This is a genomic window from Pseudomonas glycinae (genome assembly GCF_001594225.2).
In the GTDB taxonomy this organism is placed as follows: Bacteria; Pseudomonadota; Gammaproteobacteria; order Pseudomonadales; family Pseudomonadaceae; genus Aquipseudomonas; species Aquipseudomonas glycinae.
Genome location: NZ_CP014205.2, coordinates 3,195,020 through 3,218,754, shown reverse-complemented (window position 1 = coordinate 3,218,754; position 23,735 = coordinate 3,195,020). Strand labels below are relative to the sequence as shown.

Annotated in this window: 20 protein-coding genes; 12 read left to right on the top strand and 8 right to left on the bottom strand. The window is 60.6% G+C overall.

What is annotated here, in order from left to right; translation table 11 throughout:
* Nucleotides 1–5: 5 nt before the first annotated feature.
* Complete coding sequence (locus AWU82_RS14525; RefSeq protein WP_011332572.1) at nucleotides 6–1,187, bottom strand: amino acid ABC transporter permease; 1,182 nt, start codon at nucleotides 1,185–1,187, stop codon at nucleotides 6–8.
* Nucleotides 1,188–1,252: 65 nt separating this feature from the next.
* Nucleotides 1,253–2,284, bottom strand: coding sequence for an amino acid ABC transporter substrate-binding protein (locus AWU82_RS14520; RefSeq protein ID WP_064382445.1), 1,032 nt, complete (start codon nucleotides 2,282–2,284; stop codon nucleotides 1,253–1,255).
* Nucleotides 2,285–2,751: 467 nt separating this feature from the next.
* Between AWU82_RS14520 and AWU82_RS14515 the strand changes: the two genes are divergently transcribed.
* The 5 genes from AWU82_RS14515 to AWU82_RS14495 all read left to right on the top strand — a co-directional run bounded on the left by AWU82_RS14515 (nucleotide 2,752) and on the right by AWU82_RS14495 (nucleotide 7,930).
* A complete protein-coding gene (locus AWU82_RS14515) occupies nucleotides 2,752–3,408 on the top strand; it encodes an alpha/beta hydrolase (protein WP_064382446.1) in 657 nt (218 codons plus the stop codon).
* A gap of 96 nt (nucleotides 3,409–3,504) precedes the next feature.
* Nucleotides 3,505–4,983, top strand: a complete 1,479-nt coding sequence (gene rhlB, locus AWU82_RS14510; RefSeq protein WP_064382447.1) for an ATP-dependent RNA helicase RhlB — start codon at nucleotides 3,505–3,507, stop codon at nucleotides 4,981–4,983.
* A 125-nt stretch (nucleotides 4,984–5,108) separates the two neighbouring features.
* The gene (locus AWU82_RS14505) at nucleotides 5,109–6,053 is read left to right on the top strand and encodes an ornithine cyclodeaminase family protein (protein ID WP_064382448.1); all 945 of its coding nucleotides are present in this window, start codon (nucleotides 5,109–5,111) and stop codon (nucleotides 6,051–6,053) included.
* 14 nt (nucleotides 6,054–6,067) lie between these two features.
* Nucleotides 6,068–7,195 carry an NAD(P)/FAD-dependent oxidoreductase gene (locus AWU82_RS14500; RefSeq protein WP_064382449.1) on the top strand — a complete coding sequence of 376 codons (1,128 nt, stop codon included), beginning with the start codon at nucleotides 6,068–6,070 and terminating at the stop codon, nucleotides 7,193–7,195.
* Between the two features lie 93 nt (nucleotides 7,196–7,288).
* Nucleotides 7,289–7,930, top strand: coding sequence for a helix-turn-helix transcriptional regulator (locus tag AWU82_RS14495; protein ID WP_064382450.1), 642 nt, complete (start codon nucleotides 7,289–7,291; stop codon nucleotides 7,928–7,930).
* Nucleotides 7,931–8,038: 108 nt separating this feature from the next.
* Here the strand turns inward: AWU82_RS14495 and aotJ are convergent, their stop codons facing one another.
* From aotJ to AWU82_RS14465, 6 genes are all read right to left on the bottom strand, one after another.
* Entirely contained in the window at nucleotides 8,039–8,815 is a 777-nt protein-coding gene (aotJ, locus tag AWU82_RS14490; RefSeq protein ID WP_064382451.1) for an L-arginine-binding protein AotJ, read from the bottom strand.
* A gap of 301 nt (nucleotides 8,816–9,116) precedes the next feature.
* The gene (gene moaE, locus AWU82_RS14485) at nucleotides 9,117–9,569 is read right to left on the bottom strand and encodes a molybdopterin synthase catalytic subunit MoaE (RefSeq protein ID WP_064382452.1); all 453 of its coding nucleotides are present in this window, start codon (nucleotides 9,567–9,569) and stop codon (nucleotides 9,117–9,119) included.
* 3 nt (nucleotides 9,570–9,572) lie between these two features.
* Nucleotides 9,573–9,815: a MoaD/ThiS family protein gene (locus AWU82_RS14480; protein WP_064382453.1), complete on the bottom strand. Its 243-nt coding sequence runs from the start codon at nucleotides 9,813–9,815 to the stop codon at nucleotides 9,573–9,575.
* Complete coding sequence (gene moaC, locus AWU82_RS14475; RefSeq protein ID WP_064382454.1) at nucleotides 9,812–10,285, bottom strand: cyclic pyranopterin monophosphate synthase MoaC; 474 nt, start codon at nucleotides 10,283–10,285, stop codon at nucleotides 9,812–9,814. The genes AWU82_RS14480 and moaC overlap by 4 nt, the downstream gene beginning before the upstream one ends.
* A gap of 101 nt (nucleotides 10,286–10,386) precedes the next feature.
* A complete protein-coding gene (locus AWU82_RS14470; RefSeq protein WP_011332563.1) occupies nucleotides 10,387–11,781 on the bottom strand; it encodes a PhoH family protein in 1,395 nt (464 codons plus the stop codon).
* A gap of 349 nt (nucleotides 11,782–12,130) precedes the next feature.
* On the bottom strand, nucleotides 12,131–13,255 hold the full coding sequence (locus AWU82_RS14465) for a polysaccharide deacetylase family protein (protein ID WP_064382455.1): 1,125 nt from the start codon (nucleotides 13,253–13,255) through the stop codon (nucleotides 12,131–12,133).
* Between the two features lie 281 nt (nucleotides 13,256–13,536).
* Here AWU82_RS14465 and yaaA point away from each other — a divergent pair, with 281 nt between their 5' ends.
* The 7 genes from yaaA to algG all read left to right on the top strand — a co-directional run bounded on the left by yaaA (nucleotide 13,537) and on the right by algG (nucleotide 23,734).
* A complete protein-coding gene (gene yaaA / locus AWU82_RS14460) occupies nucleotides 13,537–14,316 on the top strand; it encodes a peroxide stress protein YaaA (protein ID WP_064382456.1) in 780 nt (259 codons plus the stop codon).
* 810 nt (nucleotides 14,317–15,126) lie between these two features.
* Nucleotides 15,127–16,443 carry a nucleotide sugar dehydrogenase gene (locus tag AWU82_RS14455; RefSeq protein WP_064382457.1) on the top strand — a complete coding sequence of 439 codons (1,317 nt, stop codon included), beginning with the start codon at nucleotides 15,127–15,129 and terminating at the stop codon, nucleotides 16,441–16,443.
* Between the two features lie 106 nt (nucleotides 16,444–16,549).
* On the top strand, nucleotides 16,550–18,031 hold the full coding sequence (gene alg8 / locus AWU82_RS14450; protein WP_163974069.1) for a mannuronan synthase: 1,482 nt from the start codon (nucleotides 16,550–16,552) through the stop codon (nucleotides 18,029–18,031).
* A 35-nt stretch (nucleotides 18,032–18,066) separates the two neighbouring features.
* Nucleotides 18,067–19,236: an alginate biosynthesis protein Alg44 gene (locus AWU82_RS14445; RefSeq protein ID WP_039769455.1), complete on the top strand. Its 1,170-nt coding sequence runs from the start codon at nucleotides 18,067–18,069 to the stop codon at nucleotides 19,234–19,236.
* A 9-nt stretch (nucleotides 19,237–19,245) separates the two neighbouring features.
* Nucleotides 19,246–20,658, top strand: coding sequence for an alginate biosynthesis TPR repeat lipoprotein AlgK (gene algK / locus AWU82_RS14440; protein WP_064382458.1), 1,413 nt, complete (start codon nucleotides 19,246–19,248; stop codon nucleotides 20,656–20,658).
* The gene (locus tag AWU82_RS14435; protein WP_064382459.1) at nucleotides 20,655–22,136 is read left to right on the top strand and encodes an alginate export family protein; all 1,482 of its coding nucleotides are present in this window, start codon (nucleotides 20,655–20,657) and stop codon (nucleotides 22,134–22,136) included. Before algK ends, AWU82_RS14435 begins: the two co-directional genes overlap by 4 nt.
* A gap of 26 nt (nucleotides 22,137–22,162) precedes the next feature.
* The gene (gene algG / locus AWU82_RS14430; RefSeq protein ID WP_011332555.1) at nucleotides 22,163–23,734 is read left to right on the top strand and encodes a mannuronan 5-epimerase AlgG; all 1,572 of its coding nucleotides are present in this window, start codon (nucleotides 22,163–22,165) and stop codon (nucleotides 23,732–23,734) included.
* Nucleotide 23,735: the final 1 nt, after the last annotated feature.

Below are 23,735 nucleotides of genomic sequence, written 5' to 3'. Positions count from 1 at the left end.
ATTCCTTACCGCTCGATCAGCGCGATGCGCTTGTTGTACCAGTTCATCAGCAGGGAAATGCTGATACTGATCGCCAGGTACACGCTCATGGTGATGGCAATGACTTCGATCGCCTGACCGGTCTGGTTCAGCACGGTGCCGGCGAACAGCGAAACCATCTCCGGATAACCGATACCGGCCGCCAGCGAGGAGTTCTTCGCCAGGTTCAGGTATTGGCTGGTCAGCGGCGGGATGATGACCCGCAGCGCTTGCGGAATGATCACCTTGCGCAGGGTCGGGCCGTTGCGCAGGCCGAGCGAATGCGCCGCCTCGGTCTGGCCATGGCTGACCGACTTGATGCCCGAACGCACGATCTCGGCGATGAACGCTGCGGTGTACACCGTCAACGCCAGGGTCAAGGCCAGCAGTTCCGGAATCAGCACCCAGCCACCGACGAAGTTGAAGCCTTGCAGCTTCGGCATTTCCCAGTGCACAGGTGCACCGAAGATCAGCGCGCACAGCGCCGGGATCACCAGGAACAGCGCCAGGCCTGCCCAGAACTTGTGAAATGGCTCGCCAGTGGCCTCAAAGCGCTTGTTGGCCCAGCGGCTCATCAGCACGATGGCGACGATGGCCACCACGATGCTGACCACGAACGCCCAGAAGCCGTCGGCCATTTGCGCGGCCGGCATGTTCAGGCCACGGCTGCTGACGAAGAAGGTATCGCCGAAGTTGTGGCTGTTGCGCGGCCCCGGCATGGTCAGGAACACCGCGAAGTACCAGAACAGGATCTGCAGCAGTGGCGGGATGTTACGGAAAACCTCCACGTACACCGTTGCCAGTTTGGAAATGATCCAGTTCTTCGACAGACGTGCCACGCCGACGATGAAGCCGAGGATCGTGGCCAGGATCACACCGATGAACGTCACCAGCAGCGTGTTGAGCAGGCCGATGACGAACACCCGGGCATAACTGTCCGCTTCGGTGTAGGAGATCAGGTGTTGAGCGATGCCGAACCCGGCACTGCGCTCGAGAAAGTCGAACCCCGAAGTGATACCCCGGTGTTGCAGGTTGGTCTGGGTGTTATCGAACAGATACCAGCCCAGGGAGACCACCGCCACGATGGTGATGATCTGAAATACCCACGCACGCACTCGTGGATCGCTGAGGCTGAGCCTCTGCTTTGGTGCGCCGATTGAATTTTGCATGAAGTGCCCCGGAAATAATGGAACAGAACGTCACCCGGCAGTTGGCCTGCCGGGTGACAGAACCATCAGCGCACTGGTGGTGCGTATTGAATGCCGCCGTTGTTCCACAGCGCGTTCAGGCCGCGGTCGATTTCCAGCGGAGTGCTCTTGCCGAGGTTTTTCTCGAAGATTTCGCCGTAGTTGCCGACTTGCTTGACGATTTGTACGACCCAGTCCTTCGGCAGTTTCAGGTCTTTGCCGTATTCGCCGTCTGCACCGAGCATACGAGCGACATCCGGGTTCTTGGTCGCTTTGGCTTCAGCTTCGACGTTCTTCGAAGTGATGCCTGCTTCTTCGGTGTTCAGCAGCGCGTAGCCAACCCAACGCACGATGGCCAGCCACTCGTCGTCGCCGTTACGCACGACCGGGCCCAGTGGTTCCTTGGAAATGGTTTCCGGCAGAACTACATAGTCCTTCGGCGAAGCCAGCTTGCTGCGCTGGGCGAACAGCTGGGACTTGTCGGAGGTCAGCACGTCGCAACGACCGGATTCCAGCGACTTGGCGCTTTCATCGGAGGTGTCGAAAGTGATCGGGGTGTATTTCAGACCGTTGCCGCGGAAGTAGTCGGAAACGTTCAACTCGGTGGTGGTACCGGCCTGGATGCAGATGGTTGCACCGTCCAGCTCTTTGGCACTCTTCACGCCCAGCTTGTTGTTTACCAGGAAGCCGATGCCGTCGTAGTAGGTAATGAAGCCCGGGAATTTCAGGCCCATGCCCGCGTCACGGGAGCTGGTCATGGTGGTGTTGCGCGACAGAATGTCGATCTCGCCCGACTGCAGCGCGGTGAAACGCTCCTTGGCGTTCAGCTGACTGAACTTGACCTTGGTCGCATCGCCGAACACGGCAGCGGCCACGGCGCGGCAGACGTCAGCATCGATACCCACGATCTTGCCGGTGGAATCCGGAACCGAGAAGCCTGGCAAGCCATCGCTGACGCCGCACTGCACGAATCCTTTCTTCTTCACTGCATCCAGGGTTGCACCCGCCTGAGCGAACCCGCTGACACCCAGTACTGCAGCAGCAGTCACGATCGCCAGCGTGGATTTCAACATCTTCATTCAAACCTCCAGTTTTGCTCTTGTTGTGTCGGAGCTTGAGTCCAGTCGCACCCTTTTGAGGCGTTGTTGACCCGTGTTGGCTTTTTTTGGGGTCAACCGACGCAGGACCTTCGCTATGAGTCTAGTAGGAGACAATCCACATCATGGACAACTCACTTCTCACCAGTCGGCCGAACGGGCGGTAGCCCTTTCACGTTCGCTAAGCCCGTTGCGGCCATTGGCGAACATCCATCACCGGATTCTTTGCTATCCCGTCGCCAGGCGTTCACTGATAGTGTTACCGCCAGGCGCGAGATCGATTGCACGACTACCTCATAGCAAAGCCCGTACCACACCGGCTGCTGAAGCGATTGAGTGACAGGTCAATAGCAAAACTTGCAGCCTTGCGACATCTTCTTAACGGATCAACCGGGCGCGCACGCAAATCACGCACTCAATGAGAGCGCCCGCACACAATTGGAGCAGCCATGACCGAGCCCTTGATTCTTCAGCCTGTTAAGCCCGCAGACGCCTGCGTGATCTGGCTGCACGGCCTCGGCGCCGACCGCTACGACTTCCTGCCGGTGGCCGAAGCGCTTCAGGAAAGCCTGCTGAGCACGCGTTTCGTCCTGCCCCAGGCGCCGACCCGTCCGGTGACAATAAATGGCGGATATGCCATGCCGAGCTGGTACGACATCAAGGCGATGAGCCCGGCCCGGGCGATCGACCGCAATGAGCTGGAAGCATCCGCCGACCGCATCATCGACTTGATCGAAGAACAGCGAAGCAGCGGAATAGACGCCTCGCGGATTTTCCTCGCCGGTTTCTCCCAGGGCGGCGCCGTGGTCTATCACACCGCATTCCTGAAGTGGCAAGGGCCATTGGGTGGGGTACTGGCACTATCGACATACGCGCCGACCTTCAGCGATGAACTGGAGTTGTCCGCCAGCCAGCAGCGGATTCCGGTGCTGGCGCTGCACGGCCAGTTCGACAACGTGGTGCAGAACTCGATGGGACGCACGGCTTATGAGTATCTCAAGGCCCATGGTGTCACCGTGACATGGCAGGAATACCCAATGGAGCACGAAGTGTTACCCGAAGAAATTCGCGACATCGGCACATGGTTGAGCGAACGCCTGCGCTGACAATTGCGACAGGGGTCGCCCTTTGATCATCCCACTACGCCGCGCCCGTTTCTTGCATTACACTGGCCGGCGTACATTCCTTAACCAATTGATGAGATGACCGTGCTCAAAGCACTCAAGAAAATGTTCGGTAAAAGCGAGGCTGAGCAGCTCGCGCCAGTCCCCACTGCGCCGTCGCACGCCCCCGGTCATCGCAACGATGCCAGCCAGGCCGACCGCCAGACGCCCGCCACGCCCCCAAAGCAAGAACCGAAACCCGCTTCAGCTGCCGCGCCCGCCACCGAGCCGGCCCGCAGCGAAACACCGAAACCGGCCAAACCACGTCGCGAACCCAAGCCCAAGGCGCCGGTGATTCCCTGGAAACTCGAAGACTTCGTCGTCGAGCCGCAGGAAGGCAAGACCCGCTTCCACGATTTCAAACTCGCCCCGGAACTGATGCACGCCATCCACGACCTGGGTTTCCCGTATTGCACACCGATCCAGGCCCAGGTGCTGGGTTATACCCTCGCCGGCAAAGACGCCATCGGCCGCGCCCAGACCGGCACCGGCAAGACCGCCGCGTTCCTGATCTCGATCATCACCCAGCTGTTGCAGACCCCGCCGCCGAAAGAGCGCTACATGGGCGAGCCACGGGCGCTGATCATCGCGCCGACCCGCGAGCTGGTGGTGCAGATCGCCAAGGACGCCGCCGACCTGACCAAGTACACCGGTCTCAACGTCATGACCTTCGTCGGCGGGATGGACTTCGACAAGCAGCTCAAGCACCTCGAAGCGCGCCATTGCGACATCCTCGTCGCGACCCCGGGCCGCCTGCTCGACTTCAACCAGCGCGGCGACGTGCACCTGGACATGGTCGAAGTGATGGTGCTGGACGAAGCCGACCGCATGCTCGACATGGGCTTCATCCCGCAGGTCCGGCAGATCATTCGCCAGACCCCGCCGAAAAGCGAACGCCAGACTCTGCTGTTCTCCGCGACCTTCACCGATGACGTGATGAACCTCGCCAAGCAGTGGACCACCGATCCTGCGATCGTCGAAATCGAAGTCACCAACGTGGCCAACGAAAACGTCGAGCAGCACATCTACGCGGTGGCCGGTGCCGACAAATACAAACTGCTGTTCAACCTGGTCAACGATAACGGCTGGGAGCGGGTCATCGTGTTCGCCAATCGCAAGGACGAAGTGCGCCGCATCGAAGAACGCCTGGTACGCGACGGCATCAACGCCGCGCAACTGTCCGGCGACGTGCCGCAGCACAAGCGGATCAAGACGCTGGAAGGCTTCCGCGAAGGCAAGATCCGGGTGCTGGTCGCCACCGACGTGGCCGGTCGCGGTATCCACATCGACGGCATCAGCCACGTGATCAACTTCACTCTGCCGGAAGTCCCGGACGACTACGTGCACCGCATCGGCCGTACCGGTCGGGCCGGCGCCGATGGCGTGTCGATCAGCTTCGCCGGTGAAGACGACTCCTATCAGTTGCCGTCCATCGAAGAAAAACTCGGTCGCAAGATCAGCTGTGAAACGCCGCCGACCCATCTATTGCGGGCGGTTGAGCGCAAGCGTCCACAGTAAGCGCCGCCAAAACGAGAAGCGCAGCCGGCAACGGACTGCGCTTTTTTTTTCGCCCGGATATTGTTCAATAAAACTAAAAGTCCATAATGGACAAATTAGTTTAGAAACAATCTGCGGAGTCCGACATGTCCAGTACGCCTTACGTGATCGACCAAACCCAGGCCCGCGAGCTGTTGGCCCGGATCGATGTGCCGCAGATCCTGCGCAAGCTGTTCCGCGATCTGGCGGCCGGGCACGCAGTGCAACCGGCGCAGCAATGGGTGGAATTCCCCCAGGGCGCCGGAGACTTCATCAACTATCTGGGCGTGCTGGCGAAAGACGGCGTGTACGGGGTCAAGACATCGCCGTACATCGTTCGCGAACAAGGCCCGCTGGTGACGGCGTGGACGCTGCTGATGTCGATGCAGACCGGCCAGCCGCTGCTGCTCTGTGATGCCGGCGAACTGACCACTGCCCGTACCGCTGCGACCACGGCCGTGGCGGTCGATGCCCTCGCCCCGTTGGACGCCACGCGTCTGGCAATCATCGGCAGCGGCAAGGTCGCCCAGGCGCACCTGCATTACGTCAAGATGTTGCGCGACTGGCAGAACATCAGCGTGTACTCGCCGACCTTGAGCGAAGACCCGGCAACCGCCCGCCAGCTGCAAGCCCTCGATCCACGGGTGAGCATCGCCGACAGCCGCGAAGCCGCCATCGCCGACGCAGATGTGATCATGCTCTGCACCTCGTCCGCGGGCCCGGTGATCGACCCGGCAACCTTGAGCAAACCGGCGCTGATCACCTCGATCAGCACCAACGCACCGCGCGCCCATGAAGTGCCACCGCAAAGCCTCAACGACATGCAGGTGTTCTGCGACTATCGTCTGACCACCCCGGGCTCGGCCGGCGAGATGCTGATTGCCGGCGAACAGCATGGCTGGGACAGCAGCGCGATCATCGGTGACCTGGCGGATCTGCTCAGCGAAAAAGTGCGGCGCCCCGATTACCACCGTCACGTGTTTTTCCGCTCCATCGGTCTGGGCCTGGAAGACATCGCCCTGGCCAACGCCGTCTATCAATTGCAGCGCTGACACCGGAGATTTTCATGAGTCATGCAGATTTCATCATCATCGGCGGCGGGATTGCCGGCGCCTCCACCGGTTTCTGGCTGTCGCAACACGGCAAAGTTGTGGTGCTGGAGCGCGAGTCGCACCCGGCTTATCACTCGACCGGGCGTTCGGCTGCGCTGTTCACCGCCGCATACGGCACTCCGCAGGTTCGGGCGCTGACCCAGGCCAGCCGTGAATTCTTCGACCATCCGCCCAGCGGCTTCTGCGAACACCCGCTGCTGACTCCACGCGGAGAAATGACTGTCGACTTCGCGGGTGACGCCGCCGAGCTGAACAATCAGTACCTCAGCGCCAAAGCCACGGTGCCGGAAATGCAGCTTCTCAGCGCGGATGAAGCCTGCGCGCGGCTGCCGATCCTGCGCCGGGAGAAAGTCCATGGCGCGATCTACGACCCGACCGCCAGCGACATCGATACCGATGCGCTGCATCAGGGCTATCTGCGCGGCATCCGTCGCAACAACGGCCAGGTGCAGACCGATTGCGAAGTGATCGGACTGAGCCGCGATGCCGACGGCATCTGGCAAGTGCAGACCAACGGCCAGACCTTCAGCGCCCCCATCGTAATCAACGCGGCAGGCGCCTGGGCCGACAAGATCGGTGCCCTGGCCGGCGCCAAGCCGCTGGGCCTGCAACCGAAACGTCGCGCGGCGTTCATCTTCGCCGGCCCCGAAGGCGTGGACATTCATCACTGGCCGATGCTGGTCAGCCTCGACGAATCCTTCTATATGAAGCCCGACGCCGGGATGTTCCTCGGCTCGCCGGCCAACGCCGACCCGGTCGAACCGCACGACGTGCAGCCGGAAGAACTGGACATCGCCATGGGCATTTACCAGATCGAGGAAGCGACGACCCTGACCATCCGCCGCCCGACTCGCACCTGGGCGGGCCTGCGCAGTTTCGTGGCTGACGGAGATTTGCTGTCCGGGTTCGATCCGCAGGTGCCGGGGCTGTTCTGGGTCGCGGCCCAGGGCGGTTACGGTATCCAGACCTCACCGGCGATGGGCATGGCCAGCGCGGCGCTGGTGCGTGGCGAATCGCTGCCCGAACACCTCAAGCAATTCGGCCTGAGCGCCGCCATGCTCGCCCCTGCCCGCCTGGCCTGACCGTCCGCCCGGATGACGCGCCCGACGGATTGCGGCACACTCGCAACGCCCCCGGATCACGGGGGCGTTGACGTTGCCTGGAGCTTCACAGTTATGACCGCCCCTGAACAAACGCCCGAGCTGCATGACGCTGCGCTGGACAACTACCACGCCATCGCCGATGCCATCGCCACGCTGTTCTTTCCCCACGCCGAAGTGGTGCTGCACGACCTGCGCACGCAGAAGGTCGACTACATCGCCAACAACCTGTCGAAACGGGTGATCGGCGATGAATCGTCGCTGGAAGACATGCTCAGCGACGACGTCAGCGAACGGAACATCGGCCCGTACGAAAAGCTCAACTGGGACGGCCAGAAGATTCGCAGCCTGAGCACCGTGCTGCGCGACAGCGAAGGTCATCCGCTGGCGGTGCTGTGCATCAACCTGAATATTTCGCTGTTCGAGAATGCCAAGGCTGCGCTGGACCTGTTCCTCTCGCCGAGCAAACTGATTCCGCAACCGGACTCGCTGTTTCGCGATGACTGGCAGGAGCGCATCAACACTTTCCTGCACGCCTGGCTACGCGAGCGGCAACTGAGCCTGAACCTGCTGACCCGCGATCACAAACGCGAACTGGTATTGGCGCTGCACGCCGAGGGGGCATTCAAGGGCAAGAGCGCCTCGAACTATGTGGCCAATGTGCTGAACATGGGGCGGGCGACGGTTTACAAGCATTTGAAGGAATTGAAGGGCTGAAGATTTTGCGGTGAATCTGACGGCCTCATCGCTGGCAAGCCAGCTCCCACAGGTTTTGTGTACACCAAAAATCTCTGTGGGAGCTGGCTTGCCAGCGATGGCGGACTGTCAGTCGCCGTAGATGTCCGACTTGAAGTACTTCTCGGAAATCTTCTGATATTCGCCACTGGCACGAATGCCGTCGATGGCGCTGTTCAACTGGCTGACCAGCTCGGTGTTGCCCTTGCGCACCGCAATCCCCGCGCCCTCGCCCACGTATTTCGGATCCTTCAGCTCAGGCCCGACAAAGGCGTAACCCTTGCCGCGCGGCATCGACAGGAAGTCGTTCAGCGGGATGGTGTCGGCGAAGATCGCGTCGAGACGACCGGCCGCCAGGTCCATGTAGATTTCTTCGTTGTTGCCATAGCGTTTGACGTTGATGCCCTTGGGCTCGAACACCTCGGTGGCGTAACGGTCGGTGGTGGTCGCACGCTGCACGCCGACGGTTTTGCCCTTGAGGCTGGCGTACTGGTCATCGACGCTCGCGCCTTCCTTCATCACCAGCCGCGACGAGGTGAAATAGTACTTGTGGGTGAAGTCCACCGACTTCTTGCGGTCTTCATTGATGGTCATGGACGACAGCGCCATGTCGATTTTCTTCACTTTCAGGGAAGGAATCAGACCGTCGAACTCGCCCTCGACCCACACGCACTTGACCTGCATCTGCGCGCACAGGGCATTGCCGATGTCGTAGTCGAAACCGACGATTTCACCCTTGTCGGTTTTCGAGGCGAAGGGCGGATACGCCGCTTCGATACCGATGCGCAGGGTTTTCTCGGCGGCGAACGCGCTGCTGCACGCCAACAGGCTCAGCGCCAGACCGGTAATGAGGGGGAATTTCTTCATGTTCGTTCTCTCGCGGGTTGTTGTTGGTTTGGCAAGACGAAGAAGAGCAGCTGCAAGCGGTAAGCCTGGAGCTTCAAGCACGAGGCGATTTTTTGTACTTGTAAATCCATACTGGACTTTTACGTACAAATCGTCAATTGGGCAAAAGAGATTGCTTCCTGCTGTTGGTCAGGTAGGTAATCCATAGCATTTTCGGTGTTGCGGATGGCGCCTTCGCGAGCAAGCCCGCTCCCACATTGGAATGCATTTCCCTGTGGGAGCGGGCTTGCTCGCGAAGAGGGCCGGGAGAGCAGCGCAGAATCTACTGCTTCCAGCGATCCGCCGCCGCATGATCGCTGTCGCGACCTTCGACCCAGCGCGGGCCGTCGCTGGTGTTCTCTTTCTTCCAGAACGGTGCGCGGGTTTTCAGGTAATCCATGACGAAGGCGCAGGCGTCAAACGCCGCTTGGCGGTGGGCACTGGCAGCGGCGACAAACACGATCGGTTCGCCCGGTTCCAGCGCGCCGATGCGGTGCAGCACTTCCAGCTTCAACAGCGGCCAGCGCTGCTCGGCCTCCAAGGCGATCTTGCCGAGGGCCTTTTCGGTCATTCCCGGATAGTGTTCGAGGAACATCCCGGCGACATCGAGGCCATCGTTGAAGTCGCGCACGTAGCCGACAAAACTCACCACCGCGCCGACGCCGACATTTGCCGCGTGCATCGCGTTGACTTCAGCGCCAGGATCGAACGGTTCGGACTGCACCCGAATGCGCATGGCTCAGCCTCCGGTCACGGTGGGGAAAAACGCCACTTCGTCGCCGTCCACCACCGGCTCGTCGAGCTGGCAGAGGTCTTCGTTGCGTGCGCACATCAGGTTCTGCTCGCTGAGCACATCGGCGCCTTCACGCTGAGCCAACAACGCACGAACATCATCGACGGTGGCGAAATCACCCTCGACCTTCACCGAATCCACGCCCAGCGCCTCACGGTAACGGGCAAAAAACTTCACGGTCAGGTTCATGGCTGCTCCGCCTGGAAATGCCCGCTCTTGCCGCCGACTTTCTCCAGCAGGCGCACACTTTCGATGGTCATGCCGCGATCCACGGCCTTGCACATGTCGTAGATCGTCAGCGCGGCGACGCTGGCGGCGGTCAGCGCTTCCATCTCGACACCGGTCTGCCCGGACAATTTGCAGCGAGCCACGATGCGTACCGTGTCATCGCCTTCGGCGCTGAGTTCGACCTTGACGCCGGTCAGCATCAACGGATGGCACAGGGGAATCAGGTCACTGGTTTTTTTCGCCGCCTGAATGCCGGCAATGCGCGCCACGGCGAACACGTCGCCCTTGGGATGGCCGCCGCTGACGATCATCTGCAGGGTATCGGGCAGCATGCGCACCAGCGCTTGGGCCGTCGCTTCACGGAACGTCACGGCTTTTTCGGTGACGTCGACCATGTTGGCGCGACCTTGGGAATCGAGATGAGTCAGCACGGGATTACTCCTGATCAGGAGCGTCGATTGTAAACCTGGGGGTCAGAATTGCGCACATAAAAAACCGGGCGACTTTGCAGTCGCCCGGTTCGGTTTGACGGTTACAGATGCGATTCGGCGTATTCGGCCAGGATCGAGCGAGGCACCCCTTGCAGGGTAATGTGCACCCCGTTGGGGAAATCCTTGAAGCGTTCGGTCAGGTAAGTCAGCCCGGAGCTGGTCGCGGACAGGTAAGGGGTGTCGATCTGTGCCAGGTTGCCCAGGCACACCACTTTGGAACCGGCGCCGGCCCGGGTGATGATGGTTTTCATCTGGTGCGGCGTGAGGTTCTGGCATTCGTCGATCAGGATCAGGCTCTGCTGGAAGCTGCGACCGCGAATGTAATTGAGCGATTTGAACTGCAACGGCACTTTGCTGAGGATGTAGTCGACGCTGCCATGGGTGTTTTCGTCATCCATGTGCAAGGCTTCGAGGTTGTCGGTGATGGCGCCCAGCCAAGGCTCCATTTTTTCCGCTTCGGTGCCGGGCAGGAAGCCGATTTCCTGGTCCAGGCCCTGCACGCTGCGGGTAGCGATGATGCGGCGATAACGCTTGCTGACCATGGTCTGCTCGATCGCAGCGGCCAGCGCCAGAATGGTTTTACCCGAGCCGGCGGCGCCGGACAGGTTGACCAGGTGAATGTCCGGATCCAGCAGCGCGTACAGCGCCAGGCTCTGATAGATGTCCCGTGGCTTGAGGCCCCAGGCTTCCTGATGCAACAGCGGTTCCTGGTGCAGGTCGAGGATCAGCAGCTTGTCTTCTTCGATCTCCTTGATCCAGCCGACGAAGCCCTGCTCATCAATGATGAACTCGTTGATGTGCACGGCGGGCAGGTTGTCGATCAGTTGGACCTGATGCCAGGTGCGGCCGTGGTCCTGACGGGTTTCGACCTTGCTCACGCGGTCCCAGAAGGAGCCGGTCATGTTGTGATAGCCGTTGGGCAGCAGGGACACGTCGTCGACCAGTTGGTCGGTGCTGTAGTCCTCGGCGTCGATCCCGCAGGCGCGCGCCTTGAGGCGCATGTTGATGTCTTTGGTGACCAGCACCACCGGTTTGCTCGGTTCGCGGGTGTGCAGGTCGATCAGCTGGTTGATGATTTTGTTGTCGTTCAGATGCTCGGGCAGAATCAGGTTCGATTCGGCCTGTTTGCTCATCAGAATCGACAGCAAGCCCTTCGGGCCGCCCTTGCCGCGCTGGATCGGCACGCCCTGTTCGACGTCATCGGGTGAGGCATCGCCCAGGGTCTTGTCGATCAGCCGGATCGCCTGACGGCACTCGGCGGCCACGCTGTGATGCCCGCTCTTGAGCTTGTCCAGCTCTTCAAGCACGGTCATCGGGATCGCGACGTGGTGTTCTTCGAAATTCAGCAGGGCGTTCGGATCGTGAATCAGTACGTTGGTATCGAGTACATAAAGGATTGGCTGGTTGGAGGAAGGGCTACGTCCGTGATCATCCATACTCGGTCACCTTTGTGGGAGCCATTCGACGCAATACCTCGGCGGTGCTGCGCCTCGAAGTGACTGCCGAATCCACCTGCACAGCTTTTGTCGGGATAGCAGGTGAACCGCACACAAAATGGGTCTTGGAAGACGCCACCTGTGTTGCAGGTTTCGGCGGTCTGACTTCGTAATACTCCAAAACCCGTGACAGAAAAAAGCACTTTGACGCTTTTTTGAAGTTTATTTTGCAAAGTGACGAAAAGCCCTTGGCGGACCGCCCTGCCCCCGTTAGAGTCGGAAGTCGGCCTGCATCAAATTCCGCAAAAAAATCACCCCAAGCCCAATGTTTCCGGGCTCTTGCCGTTTTTCAGCGAAACGCGTCCTGACAGTCTTCCCAGCCGATACCGCTTTGCGCGGTTTGTGTGATCAGCCACGGCAACGCGGTCTTCACTGGATCCTGTTTCATGTTGAAATTGATCACCCCGTGCCGCCACAACAGCATCAGGGTCAGCACCCGCTGCGCGCTCGGAGCGCCCTTGAGCTTGCCGGCGCCGTCCTGGGCATCGATGTCCCACAGCGCCACTTGCAGGCCCTGACTGTTGAAGAAGCTACGGGCATCGCTGCGTCGTTGGCCTTCCGGCGGACGGAACAGCGGCACGTAGTTTTCCGGCAGCTTGTTGCGGACCAGATCGGCACTGCGCCGCACCGAATCCTGCCAGTCCTGCCAGTGGCTGTGGGAGCGGAACTCCCAGCCCTGCACGCCGACGCACTGCTGCGAAAACGCCGCTTGCAGACTGCTGACGGAACGATCGGCCAGCCGCGCCTGAACATCCTTGCCCAGCATGAAAAAGGTGCCGCTCAGGTTCGACTTGCGCAGGTACTCGGCGAGCCAGTCGGTGTTGTCCGGTTGCAGGTTGGCGGCGCTGTCGAAACTCAGCAGAAACAAGCGATCGTGCATGTCGTCGCCGTTACGCTCGTAGTCTCCGAAATGATCGAGTTCGCTGCTGGTCTGCGGCGACAGCGCAGCCTTGCGCATCAGCTCATCAAGGTATTGCAGGTGGAAGATCCGGCTCGGTTCGGCCCACCTGGTGTAATAGCTTTCGTCGCTGACCACGAATTTGGCAGCCTGCTCGCGCAGGGTCGGCAGGTCTTCGACGAGGAAGCAGAACGAGGCATCCTGATCGCAGCTTTGCTGGGCAAAGTTGTAGTTGGCGAGCAGACGCTGCCACAGGCGCTCGCGCAGGCTGTTGATGGCGTCCAGATTGACCGTGCGCAGCCCCAGACGCTGGGCCAGCGCCGCTTCGTCCAGCGCTTCGGTGCCGAGCAGGCCGCGGGCGAACATCAGGATTTCCGCCCGCGAGGCGACGTCGAACAGGGTCGGATTGTCGAGTTTTTCCGGCCAGGTGCTGCGATCCAGCGTCGCGATATCGCCCGGCGCCGCAACGGCACCGACGCTCAACAGCCACGCGGTGAAAAAAAGAACAATGCGCAAAGGGTGTCTCCATAACAAAACCCGCGCCGCACTATAGCCGATCCGACAGTAATTCCCGCAGGCACCCAGATGATCGTTCCCACGCTCTGCGTGGTAACGCCTCCCCGGACGCTCTGCGTCCGCTGCCGGGGTGACGCAGAGCGTCACTGGCTGCATTCCCACGCAGAGCGTGGGAACGATCAGGGTTGGGTGGCACACCGCCGATCACCTATGGACGCGATAGCTGGAGTCATCCGCCCCAACCCCCTAGAATCGCCCCCACGATTAAAGGAGACGACTTCATGCTGATGGTGATTTCCCCCGCCAAGACCCTCGATTACGAAACACCGCCGGCGACCCAGCGCTTCACCCAGCCGCAATACCTCGACCATTCCCAGGAACTGATCCAGCAACTGCGCGAACTGAGCCCGGCGCAGATCAGCGAACTGATGCACGTGTCCGACAAGATCGGCGGTCTCAACGCCGCGCGTTTCGGCAGCTGGACACCGGCGTTCACGCCGGAAAACGCCAAACAGGCACTGCTGGCCTTCAAGGGCGACGTCTACACCGGGCTCGATGCCCAGTCGTTCAGCGAAGCCGATTTCGACTACGCGCAACAGCACCTGCGCATGCTCTCCGGCCTTTACGGCCTGCTGCGCCCGCTCGATCTGATGCAGCCGTATCGCCTGGAAATGGGCACCAAACTGGCCAACGCCCGTGGCAAGGACTTGTACGCCTTTTGGGGCACACGCATCAGTGAATGGCTGAACGAAGCGCTGGCCGATCAGGGCGACGACGTGCTGTTGAACCTGGCGTCCAACGAGTACTTCTCGGCGGTCAAACGCACAGCCTTGAATGCGCGGATCATCAACACCGAATTCAAGGACCTGAAGAACGGCCAGTACAAGATCATCAGCTTCTACGCCAAGAAGGCCCGGGGCCTGATGAGCCGCTTCGTGATCCAGGAAAAAATCAACGATCCGGCCCTGCTCAAGCAGTTCGATGTACAGGGTTATCGCTACAGCGCCGAGCAATCGAAACCGGATAATCTGGTGTTTCTACGCGATCACGCCCCCGAATAAAGCATGCCTAATGCACGACTCTTTATACGAAGAGTCGTGCAGCTCGCACGATGTCAAAAAACCCTCGCCACATTTCGCCATTTTACTGGCGCCAGAAAAACCTCCCTGCCTTTTCTAAGATTAGTTTCACTCGACACTGATCATTTTTTTCAGTAGTGGCACCTAAATTTTTTCACCGTAGTGGCACAAAACTATCTAACGTGATTTTTCGCCTGTTATTAAAGGTCGAAAACGAAATTGCTATCAAATTGATACTGGTGCCATCTCTGACAATATTTCAAGAAATTTCAGATTTCGCGATGAGCGGACAGGAACTTCGTCCGAATGCATAGCTCATACCACCGGTAACGATTCTCGCCGAGTTTGTACGAGATAACTTACGCGGAGCAGATAGCCATGTAACCAAGTTGTCACAGCAACTTGCCTAGATGACTAACTAGTCTCAAAGCAGACGATGGACAGGAGATACGCACCATTAATATCCCCTACAAAGGCCATGGCCGCGCCCTTATAAACGTGCTCGCCTGAGCACCCAACCGCTTGATTTACGGGACTTTCATCCTGACATCGAGCGCGCAAGACGATTGCACAAGAGTCTTCTCCAAAGAAGATCGGCTGCATAACAGGGCACGTCATAACAACAAGGCCTGGTTACGCACATCTTGAGTGCACTTATTTAGACACTCGAAACTTAGTATGCCTGCACACGGCATTGTGGCGCCTGTATGCCGCACTTTCGAGTGCACTAATGAACGCTGAACACCATTAACTCCGGCCCTCTAAGGCCTGATATATACAGAGGTAATTGCGATGCGCATCAGCATATTTGGTTTGGGTTACGTTGGCGCAGTATGTGCCGGTTGCCTGTCTGCTCGGGGTCACGACGTGGTGGGCGTCGATGTTGCCAAAGACAAGATCGACATGATCAACGCTGGCAAATCTCCCATTGTTGAACCGGGCCTGGGTGAGCTGTTGGCACAAGGTATCCAGACCGGCCGTCTGCGCGGTACAACCAACTTCGCCGAGGCGATTCGCGACACCGACCTGTCGATGATTTGCGTCGGTACGCCGAGCAAGAAGAACGGCGACCTGGAACTGAACTACATCGAAGCGGTGTGCCGCGAGATCGGTTTTGTCCTGCGTGAAAAGTCCACCCGTCACACCATCGTCGTGCGCAGCACCGTCCTGCCGGGCACCGTGGCAAACGTTGTCATCCCGATTCTCGAAGACTGCTCGGGCAAGAAAGCCGGCGTTGATTTCGGTGTTGCCGTGAACCCTGAGTTCCTGCGTGAATCCACCGCGATCGCCGACTACGACCAGCCACCGATGACCGTCATCGGCGAACTCGACAAGGCTTCGGGCGACGTTCTGCAGTCGCTGTACGAAGAACTCGACGCACCGATCATCCGCAAGGACATCGCCGTCGCCGAGATGATCAAGTACACCTGCAACGTCTGGCACGCCACCAAAGTGACCTTCGCCAACGAGATCGGCAACATCGCCAAAGCCGTGGGCGTCGATGGCCGCGAAGTGATGGACGTGGTCTGCCAGGACAAGACCCTCAACCTGTCCCAGTACTACATGCGCCCGGGCTTCGCCTTCGGCGGTTCGTGCCTGCCGAAAGATGTGCGCGCCCTGACCTACCGCGCCGGTTCCCTGGACGTCGAAGCGCCGCTGCTCAACTCGCTGATGCGCAGCAACGAATCGCAAGTGCAGAACGCCTTCGACATCGTTGAAAGCCACGACAAACGCAAAGTCGCCCTGCTCGGCCTGAGCTTCAAGGCCGGCACCGACGACCTGCGCGAAAGTCCGCTGGTGGAACTGGCCGAGATGCTGATCGGCAAGGGCTACGACCTGAGCATCTACGACAGCAACGTCCAGTACGCCCGTGTCCACGGCGCGAACAAGGACTACATCGAGTCGAAGATCCCGCACGTATCGTCCCTGCTCAATTCGGACTTCGATTCGGTGATCGACAACTCCGACGTGATCATCCTCGGCAACCGCGACGAGAAGTTCCGCGCCCTGGCCGAAGAAGCACCGCAGGGCAAGCAGGTGATCGACCTGGTGGGCTTCATGTCCAAGGCCACCAGCGCCGGTAGCCGCACTGAAGGCATCTGCTGGTAACTCGGCCCTAAGCGACAAGCCTCGAGCTGCAAGCCAAAGCGTTTCACTTGCAGCTCGAAGCTTGAAGCTTGTCGCTTAAAGCTCCCATCACCTTCGGATGACGGTCATGTCCAAGCTCAAACATTTTTTCCTGCAATCCGCCGGCTGGCTTTTGTTTCTGAGCCTGCTGATGGGCCTGGCCCTGATGCTGCCCACGTCCACGTTCGACTCCGAGTCGAAGGACTTCATTTTCCTGATTGGCGCCGTAGGTATCTGGCGCTACTCGATGGGTGCCACGCACTTTGTACGCGGCATGATTTTTCTCTACATCGTCTACCCGCACCTGCGCCGCAAGGTTCGCAAGCTGGGTAAGGCGGCGGACCCGTCCCATGTGTTTCTGATGGTCACCAGTTTCCGCATCGACGCGTTGACCACCGCGCAGGTTTACAGCTCGGTGATCCGCGAAGCCATCGACTGCGAACTGCCGACCACCGTGGTCTGCTCCATCGTCGAAATGTCCGATGAGCTGCTGGTCAAGGCACTGTGGGCGCGGATGAATCCGCCGGACCGGGTGAAACTCGACTTCGTACGCATTCCCGGCACCGGCAAACGCGATGGCCTGGCCTATGGTTTCCGCGCGATCTCCCGTCACCTGCCGGACGACCGCGCCGTGGTGGCCGTGATCGATGGCGACACCGTGCTCGGCGAAGGCGTCGTGCGCAAAACCGTGCCGTGGTTCCAGATGTTCGGCAACGTCGGCGGCCTGACCACCAACGAGTTCTGCGAAGTGCGCGGCGGCTACATCATGAGCGAATGGCACAAGCTGCGTTTCGCCCAGCGCCACATCAACATGTGCTCGATGGCCCTGTCCAAACGCGTGCTGACCATGACCGGACGCATGTCGGTGTTTCGCGCCACCGTGGTCACCAACCCGGAATTCATCGCCGACGTGGAAAGCGACTCGCTGCAACACTGGCGCCTGGGCCGTTTCAAATTCCTGACCGGCGACGACAAGTCGAGCTGGTTCAGCCTGATGCGTCTGGGCTACGACACCTTCTACGTGCCGGACGCCGCGATCAACACCGTTGAACACCCGCCGGAAAAGAGCTTCATCAAGGCCAGCCGCAAACTGATGTTCCGCTGGTACGGCAACAACCTGCGGCAGAACTCCCGAGCGCTGGGCCTGGGTGTGAAACGCCTCGGCGCCTTCACCTCGGTGGTGCTGTTCGACCAGCGCGTATCGATGTGGACCTCCTTGCTCGGCCTGACCGTGGCCATCATCGCCAGCTTCAAGTATGGCACCGCGTTCATCCTGGTTTACCTGCTGTGGATCGGCATCACCCGTCTGATTCTGACGCTGCTGCTGTCCTGCTCGGGCCACCGGATCGGTCCGGCCTACCCGGCGATTCTCTATTACAACCAGATCGTCGGTGCGCTGGTGAAGATCTACGTGTTCTTCCGCCTCGACCAACAATCCTGGACTCGCCAACCCACTTCCCTGACCCGTGATCTCGCCAGCTTTCAACGTTGGTTCAACACCTGGTCGTCTCGGACCATGACCTTCTCCGCCGGCAGCATTTTCGTCGCCGTGCTGCTGATGATGGTCTGACCTGCCCCTATTGAATTAACAAGGAAATCGCCCCCATGAATACCGCCGTCAACGCCAACGTAGTGCATGAATCCGAAGCCCAGCGTCAGCACGCCCGTGTGAAAATCCCGGCCAAGCTGCGCTTCTTCGGCCCCGACCGGACTCCGGTTGAAGCGCGGGTCCTCGACCTGTCCGCCGGTGGTCTGGCGTTCAACGCCGGACAACTGCCGCTGACCGTCGGCGAGGTGTACAAGGCGCGTCTGCAGTTCGTCATCGACAACCTCGGCCTGGCCATGGACGTTGAACTGCAAGTGCGCTCCTACGACCGCCAGACGGGTCGTGCTGGTTGCCAGTTCCAGAACCTTGAACCGCAGGACATTTCGACCCTGCGTCACCTGATCACTTCGCACCTGGCCGGCGACATCGTCAGCATCGGTGAAGTGCTGGCGACCCTGCAGCGCGACAACTTCACCAAGGCGCGCAAGGTCAAGGACGGCGACTCCGGCATGACCCCGTTCGGTCGCCTGAAAGCCGTGACCTTCAGCGCCGGTATCTTCGCGGTCGGCCTGGTGGCGGCGGGTTTCATTTTCAAATCGGTGTACAGCATGTACTTCGTCAGCCATGCGCAGGCCGGCCTGGTCAGCGTGCCGGGGATGAACATCACCATGCCGCGCGACGGCACCGTGCAAAGCCTGGTGAAGTCCGACGGCGTTGCCGCCAAGGGCGCACCGCTGGCGACGTTCAGCACCAGCATGCTCGACGTACTCAAAGGTCACCTGGAAGAAGATCAACTGTCCCCGGCCAAGGTTGAAGAACTGTTCGGCAAGCAAATGACCGGCACCCTGACCTCGCCGTGCGATTGCACCGTGGCCCAGCAACTGGTGGCCGACGGTCAATACGCGAGCAAGGGCGACGTGATCTTCCAACTGGTGCCGCGCAACACCCAGGCCACCGTCGATGCGCGCTTCTCCTATCGCCAGTTCGGCGACGTGCGTCCGGGCACCCCGGTGAGTTTCCAGATCGCCGGCGAAGACAAGACCCGCACCGGCAAGATCGTCAGCAGCACCAGCCTGAAAAGCGCTGACCTGTCCTCCGACATCCGCGTGCAGATCCAGCCTGACGAACCGCTGGACAGCCGCTTCGCCGGCCGCCCGGTGGAAGTCAACAGCGACCGTGGTCCGAACCTGAACTGGCTGATCGACAAAGCCATGGCTGCCGGTCTTTAAGTCGAGGACATGCCTGTGACGAGCCCTATCAGAATCCCGCCGGCCCCACTGAGCCTGGCCATGGCCATGGCAATCGCCCTGGCCGGTTGCGCCGGCCTGCCCGACCAGCGTCTGGCCAACGAAGCGCTCAAGCGCGGCGACACCGCGACCGCCGCGCAGAACTACCGTGCGCTGGCCGACCTGGGTTACAGCGAAGCCCAGGTGGGCCTTGCCGACATCCAGGTCGACAGCCGCGATCCGGAACAAATGAAACAGGCCGAAGCCACCTACCGCGCCGCCGCCAGTGTTTCGCCGCGTGCCCAGGCCCGACTCGGTCGTTTGCTGGTGGCCAAGCCCGGCTCCACCGAAGCCGAGCATCAGGAAGCCGAAAGCCTGCTGAAGAAAGCCGCCGCCAGTGGCGAAGGCAACACGCTGATCCCGCTCGCGATGCTGTACCTGCAATACCCGCACAGCTTCCCGAACATCAACGCCCAGCAGCAGATCGATCAATGGCGCAAATCCGGTTACCCGGAAGCCGGTCTCGCTCAGGTGCTGCTGTATCGCACCCAGGGCACTTACGACCAGCATCTGGATGACGTGGAAAAGATCTGCAAGGCCGCAATCAACACCACCGACATCTGCTACGTCGAGCTGGCCACGGTTTATCAGAAACGTGGCGCGCCGGAGCAGCAGGCCGAGCTGATCAAGCAACTGCAGGCCGGTTACAGCCGCGGCACCGTCAGTGCTCAGCGGGTGGATTCGGTGGCCCGTGTGCTGGCCGATTCGACCCTGGGCAAGACCGACGAAAAAACCGCGCAGTCGCTGCTCGAGCCGATCGCTCCGGGTTATCCGGCGTCGTGGGTCACCCTCGCGCAACTGCTGTATGACTTCCCGGAACTGGGCGACATCGACCAGATGATGAAGTACCTGGACAACGGCCGCGCCGCCGATCAGCCGCGCGCCGAACTGCTGCTGGGCAAGCTCTACTACGAAGGCAAACTGGTCCCGGCCGACGCGAAAGTCGCCGAGGAACATTTCCAGAAAGCCGTCGGCCGCGAAGTCGCTGCCGACTACTACCTCGGCCAGATCTATCGCCGTGGCTACCTGGGCAAGGTCTATCCGCAGAAGGCCCTCGACCATCTGCTGACCGCCGCGCGCAACGGCCAGAACAGCGCCGACTTCGCCATCGCCCAGCTGTTTTCCCAAGGCAAGGGCACCAAGCCCGACCCAGTCAACGCCTACGTGTTCAGCCAGTTGGCCAAAGCGCAAAACACCCCGCAAGCCGATGAGCTGGCGACCACCCTCGCCGCCCAGCTGCCGCCCGAGCGCCTGGCCGAAGCCCAGCGCCTGCTGCAACAGGAACAGGCGACCCGTGGCGCCCTGAGCCAGAACACGCTGCAACTGCACGCCCTGCAAGAAGAAGACGGCGAGGAAAAATTATGAAATTGAATCCCTTTGTGAAGGCCGGCATTGGCCTCACGTTCGCGTTGATCTGGTCTTGCCCGACCCTGGCCGCGATGACTGAATCGAAAAACTTCGGCCTCGAAGTGAAAATCACCGGTCAGTCCGAAGACGACCGCGACCTCGGCACCGCCAGCGGCGGCGACGTCAACGGCCTCGGCCTCGACCTGCGTCCGTGGGTCTACGGCGAAAGCGGCGCGTGGAGCGCCTACGCCATGGGCCAGGCCGTGACCTCGACCGACATCATCGAGACCGACACCCTGCAGCAGTCCGACGGTGAACAAACCACCGACAACGGCGACCGCAAGACCAAGAAAAACTACCTGGCGATGCGCGAATTCTGGGTCGGCTACAGCGGCCTGACGCCCTACCCCGGCGAGATCCTCAAGTTCGGTCGCCAGCGCCTGCGCAACGACGACGGCCAGTGGCGCGACACCAACATCGAAGCGCTGAACTGGACTTTCGACACCACCCTGCTGCGCGCCAATGCCGGTGTCGCCGAACGCTTCAGCGAATACCGCACCGACTTGAAAGAGCTGGCCCCCAAAGACAAGGATCGCCTGCACGCCTACGCCGATGCCGCTTATCAGTGGACACCGGGCAACTGGGTCGGCATTCGCGGTCACCACACCCATGACGACGGCAAGCTCGACTACGCCGAACCCGGCGTACCACGCGATTCGCTGGATAAAACCCAGAACGGCGACATCAGCTGGCTCGGCCTGACCGCCGACAGCGACGCCTACAACTGGCGCAATACCAACACCGTCAACTACTGGGGCAGCATCACCGGCATGAGCGGCGACCGCGACACGGTCAACGCCCTCAACGCCGATGGCACTCGTCCGGCGCAAGCCAAGCGCAGTGACAACGTCGACGGCTGGGCCACCGACATCGGTGTGCGCCTGCGCCTCGATCCGCAGTGGCAGGTCGGTGCGGCGTATGCCCGTGCCAGCGCCGATTACGAACAGAACGGCCTGGAAAGCAACCGCTCGAACTACACCGGTACTCGCTCGCGGGTTCACCGTTTCGGCGAGGCCTTCCGTGGCGAAATGAACAACATGCAGACCGCCACCCTGTTCGGGTCGTGGATGCTCAACGACCAGTACGACGCCAGCCTGATCTACCACAAGTTCTGGCGCGTGGACGGCAACAAGCCGGTGGGCAGCAACGGCATCAACGCAGTGGAAAACAACACTGACGACGTGACCGGCGCGATCCTTTCCAGCACCTCGTTGCCACTGCAGGACGGCAACAAGGATCTGGGTCAGGAGATGGATCTGGTGGTCACCAAGTACTTCAAGCAAGGCTTGCTGCCGGCGGCGCTGAGCCAGTCGATCGACGAGCCTTCGGCGCTGGTGCGTTTCCGTGGAGGTGTGTTCAAGCCGGGTGACGCCTATGGCAGCCAGGTCGATTCGTACATGCACCGCGCGTTCATCGACGTGATCTGGCGCTTCTGATGCTGACCGCCAAGGGAGTGCCCGACATGAACAGTGCCCGCAAAGGCTCACTCAGCCTGCTGGCCGGCGCGATGCTGCTGGCCTCGGCCGGCGCCTTCGCCAGTGTGGAACCGGCCAAACCCGCGACCACCGCGAAAGAGCTGCAACAGGCCAAGACCTACACCGTCAGCAGCGCACCGACCGAAGCGCTGGAACTGGCCAAGCCGAAATTGCCCGACCTCTCCGGCTACACCGCCGAAGCCGCCGCCGCGAAAATCGTGCGCAGCAAACCGGGCAAGATCAGCGTGCGCCGGATGATGCAGGAAGACGCCCTGAAGGACTTCATCGGCGGCGACAACAAGATGGCCGAATGGGTGGTGCGTCAGCACGGCATCCCGCAAGCGATCTTCGTCGACGACGGCTACATGAACCTGAAAGAACTGGCGCAGAAACTGCCCAAGCAGTACTTCAGCGAAACCTCGCCGGGCGTCTACCTGGCCAAGTTGCCGATCGTGGTCGGCCGCAAAGGCATCCTCGAAATCGACGGCCAGACCCAGGAGTTGCGTCTGTCGCAGGAGGCCGGTTCGTTCCTGGTCAACGACGGCCAGCTGTTCGTGCGTGACACCAAAGTCACCGGCTGGCGCGAGAAGGAAAACGGCCCGGCGACGTTCCGTTCGCCGAAGGAATTCCGCCCGTTCCTGCTGGCCTGGGGCGGCACCGAGACTTACATCGTCAACAGCAAGATGGCCAGCTTCGGCTACGCCAACAGTAAGTCCTACGGCGTGAGTATTTCCCAGTACACGCCGAACATGGCCAAGGTGCTCAAGCGTCCCGAGCCGACCGGCTGGATCGTCGGCTCCGAGTTCTCGGACATGTGGTACGGCTTCTACTGCTACGAGACCCGCGACTTCGTGGTCAAGGGCAACACCTACAAGGACAACATCGTCTACGGCATCGACCCGCACGACCGTTCCCACGGTCTGATCATTGCCGAGAACACGGTGTACGGCACGAAGAAGAAGCACGGGATCATCATTTCCCGTGAGGTGAACGACAGCTTCATCTTCAACAACAAAAGCTACGACAACCACCTCTCGGGGCTGGTGATCGACCGTAACAGCGTCAACAACATCATTGCCTACAACGAGATCTACAAGAACCACACCGACGGCATCACCCTCTACGAGTCTGCCGACAACCTGCTATGGGGCAACAAGGTCATCAGCAACAAGCGCCACGGCATCCGCATTCGTAACAGCGTGAACATTCGCCTCTACGAAAACGTCGCCATGGCCAACGGCCTGACCGGCGTCTACGGGCACATCAAGGACCTGACCGACACCGACCGTGACATCAAGCTCGACCCGTTCGACGCCCAGGTCTCGCTGATCGTGGTCGGCGGTGAACTGGCGGCCAACGGCAGCGGCCCGCTGTCGATCGATTCGCCACTGAGTGTCGAGCTGTATCGCGTGTCGATGCTGGCGCCGACCAAATCCAGCGGCATCAGCTTCAACGGCATCCTCGGCGAGCGCCAGGATGAAATTCTCGACCTGCTGGTGCGCCAGCAGAAAGCCGTGCTGATCGACCCTGTCGAACGCCAGACCGAATTGCAGGACTGAG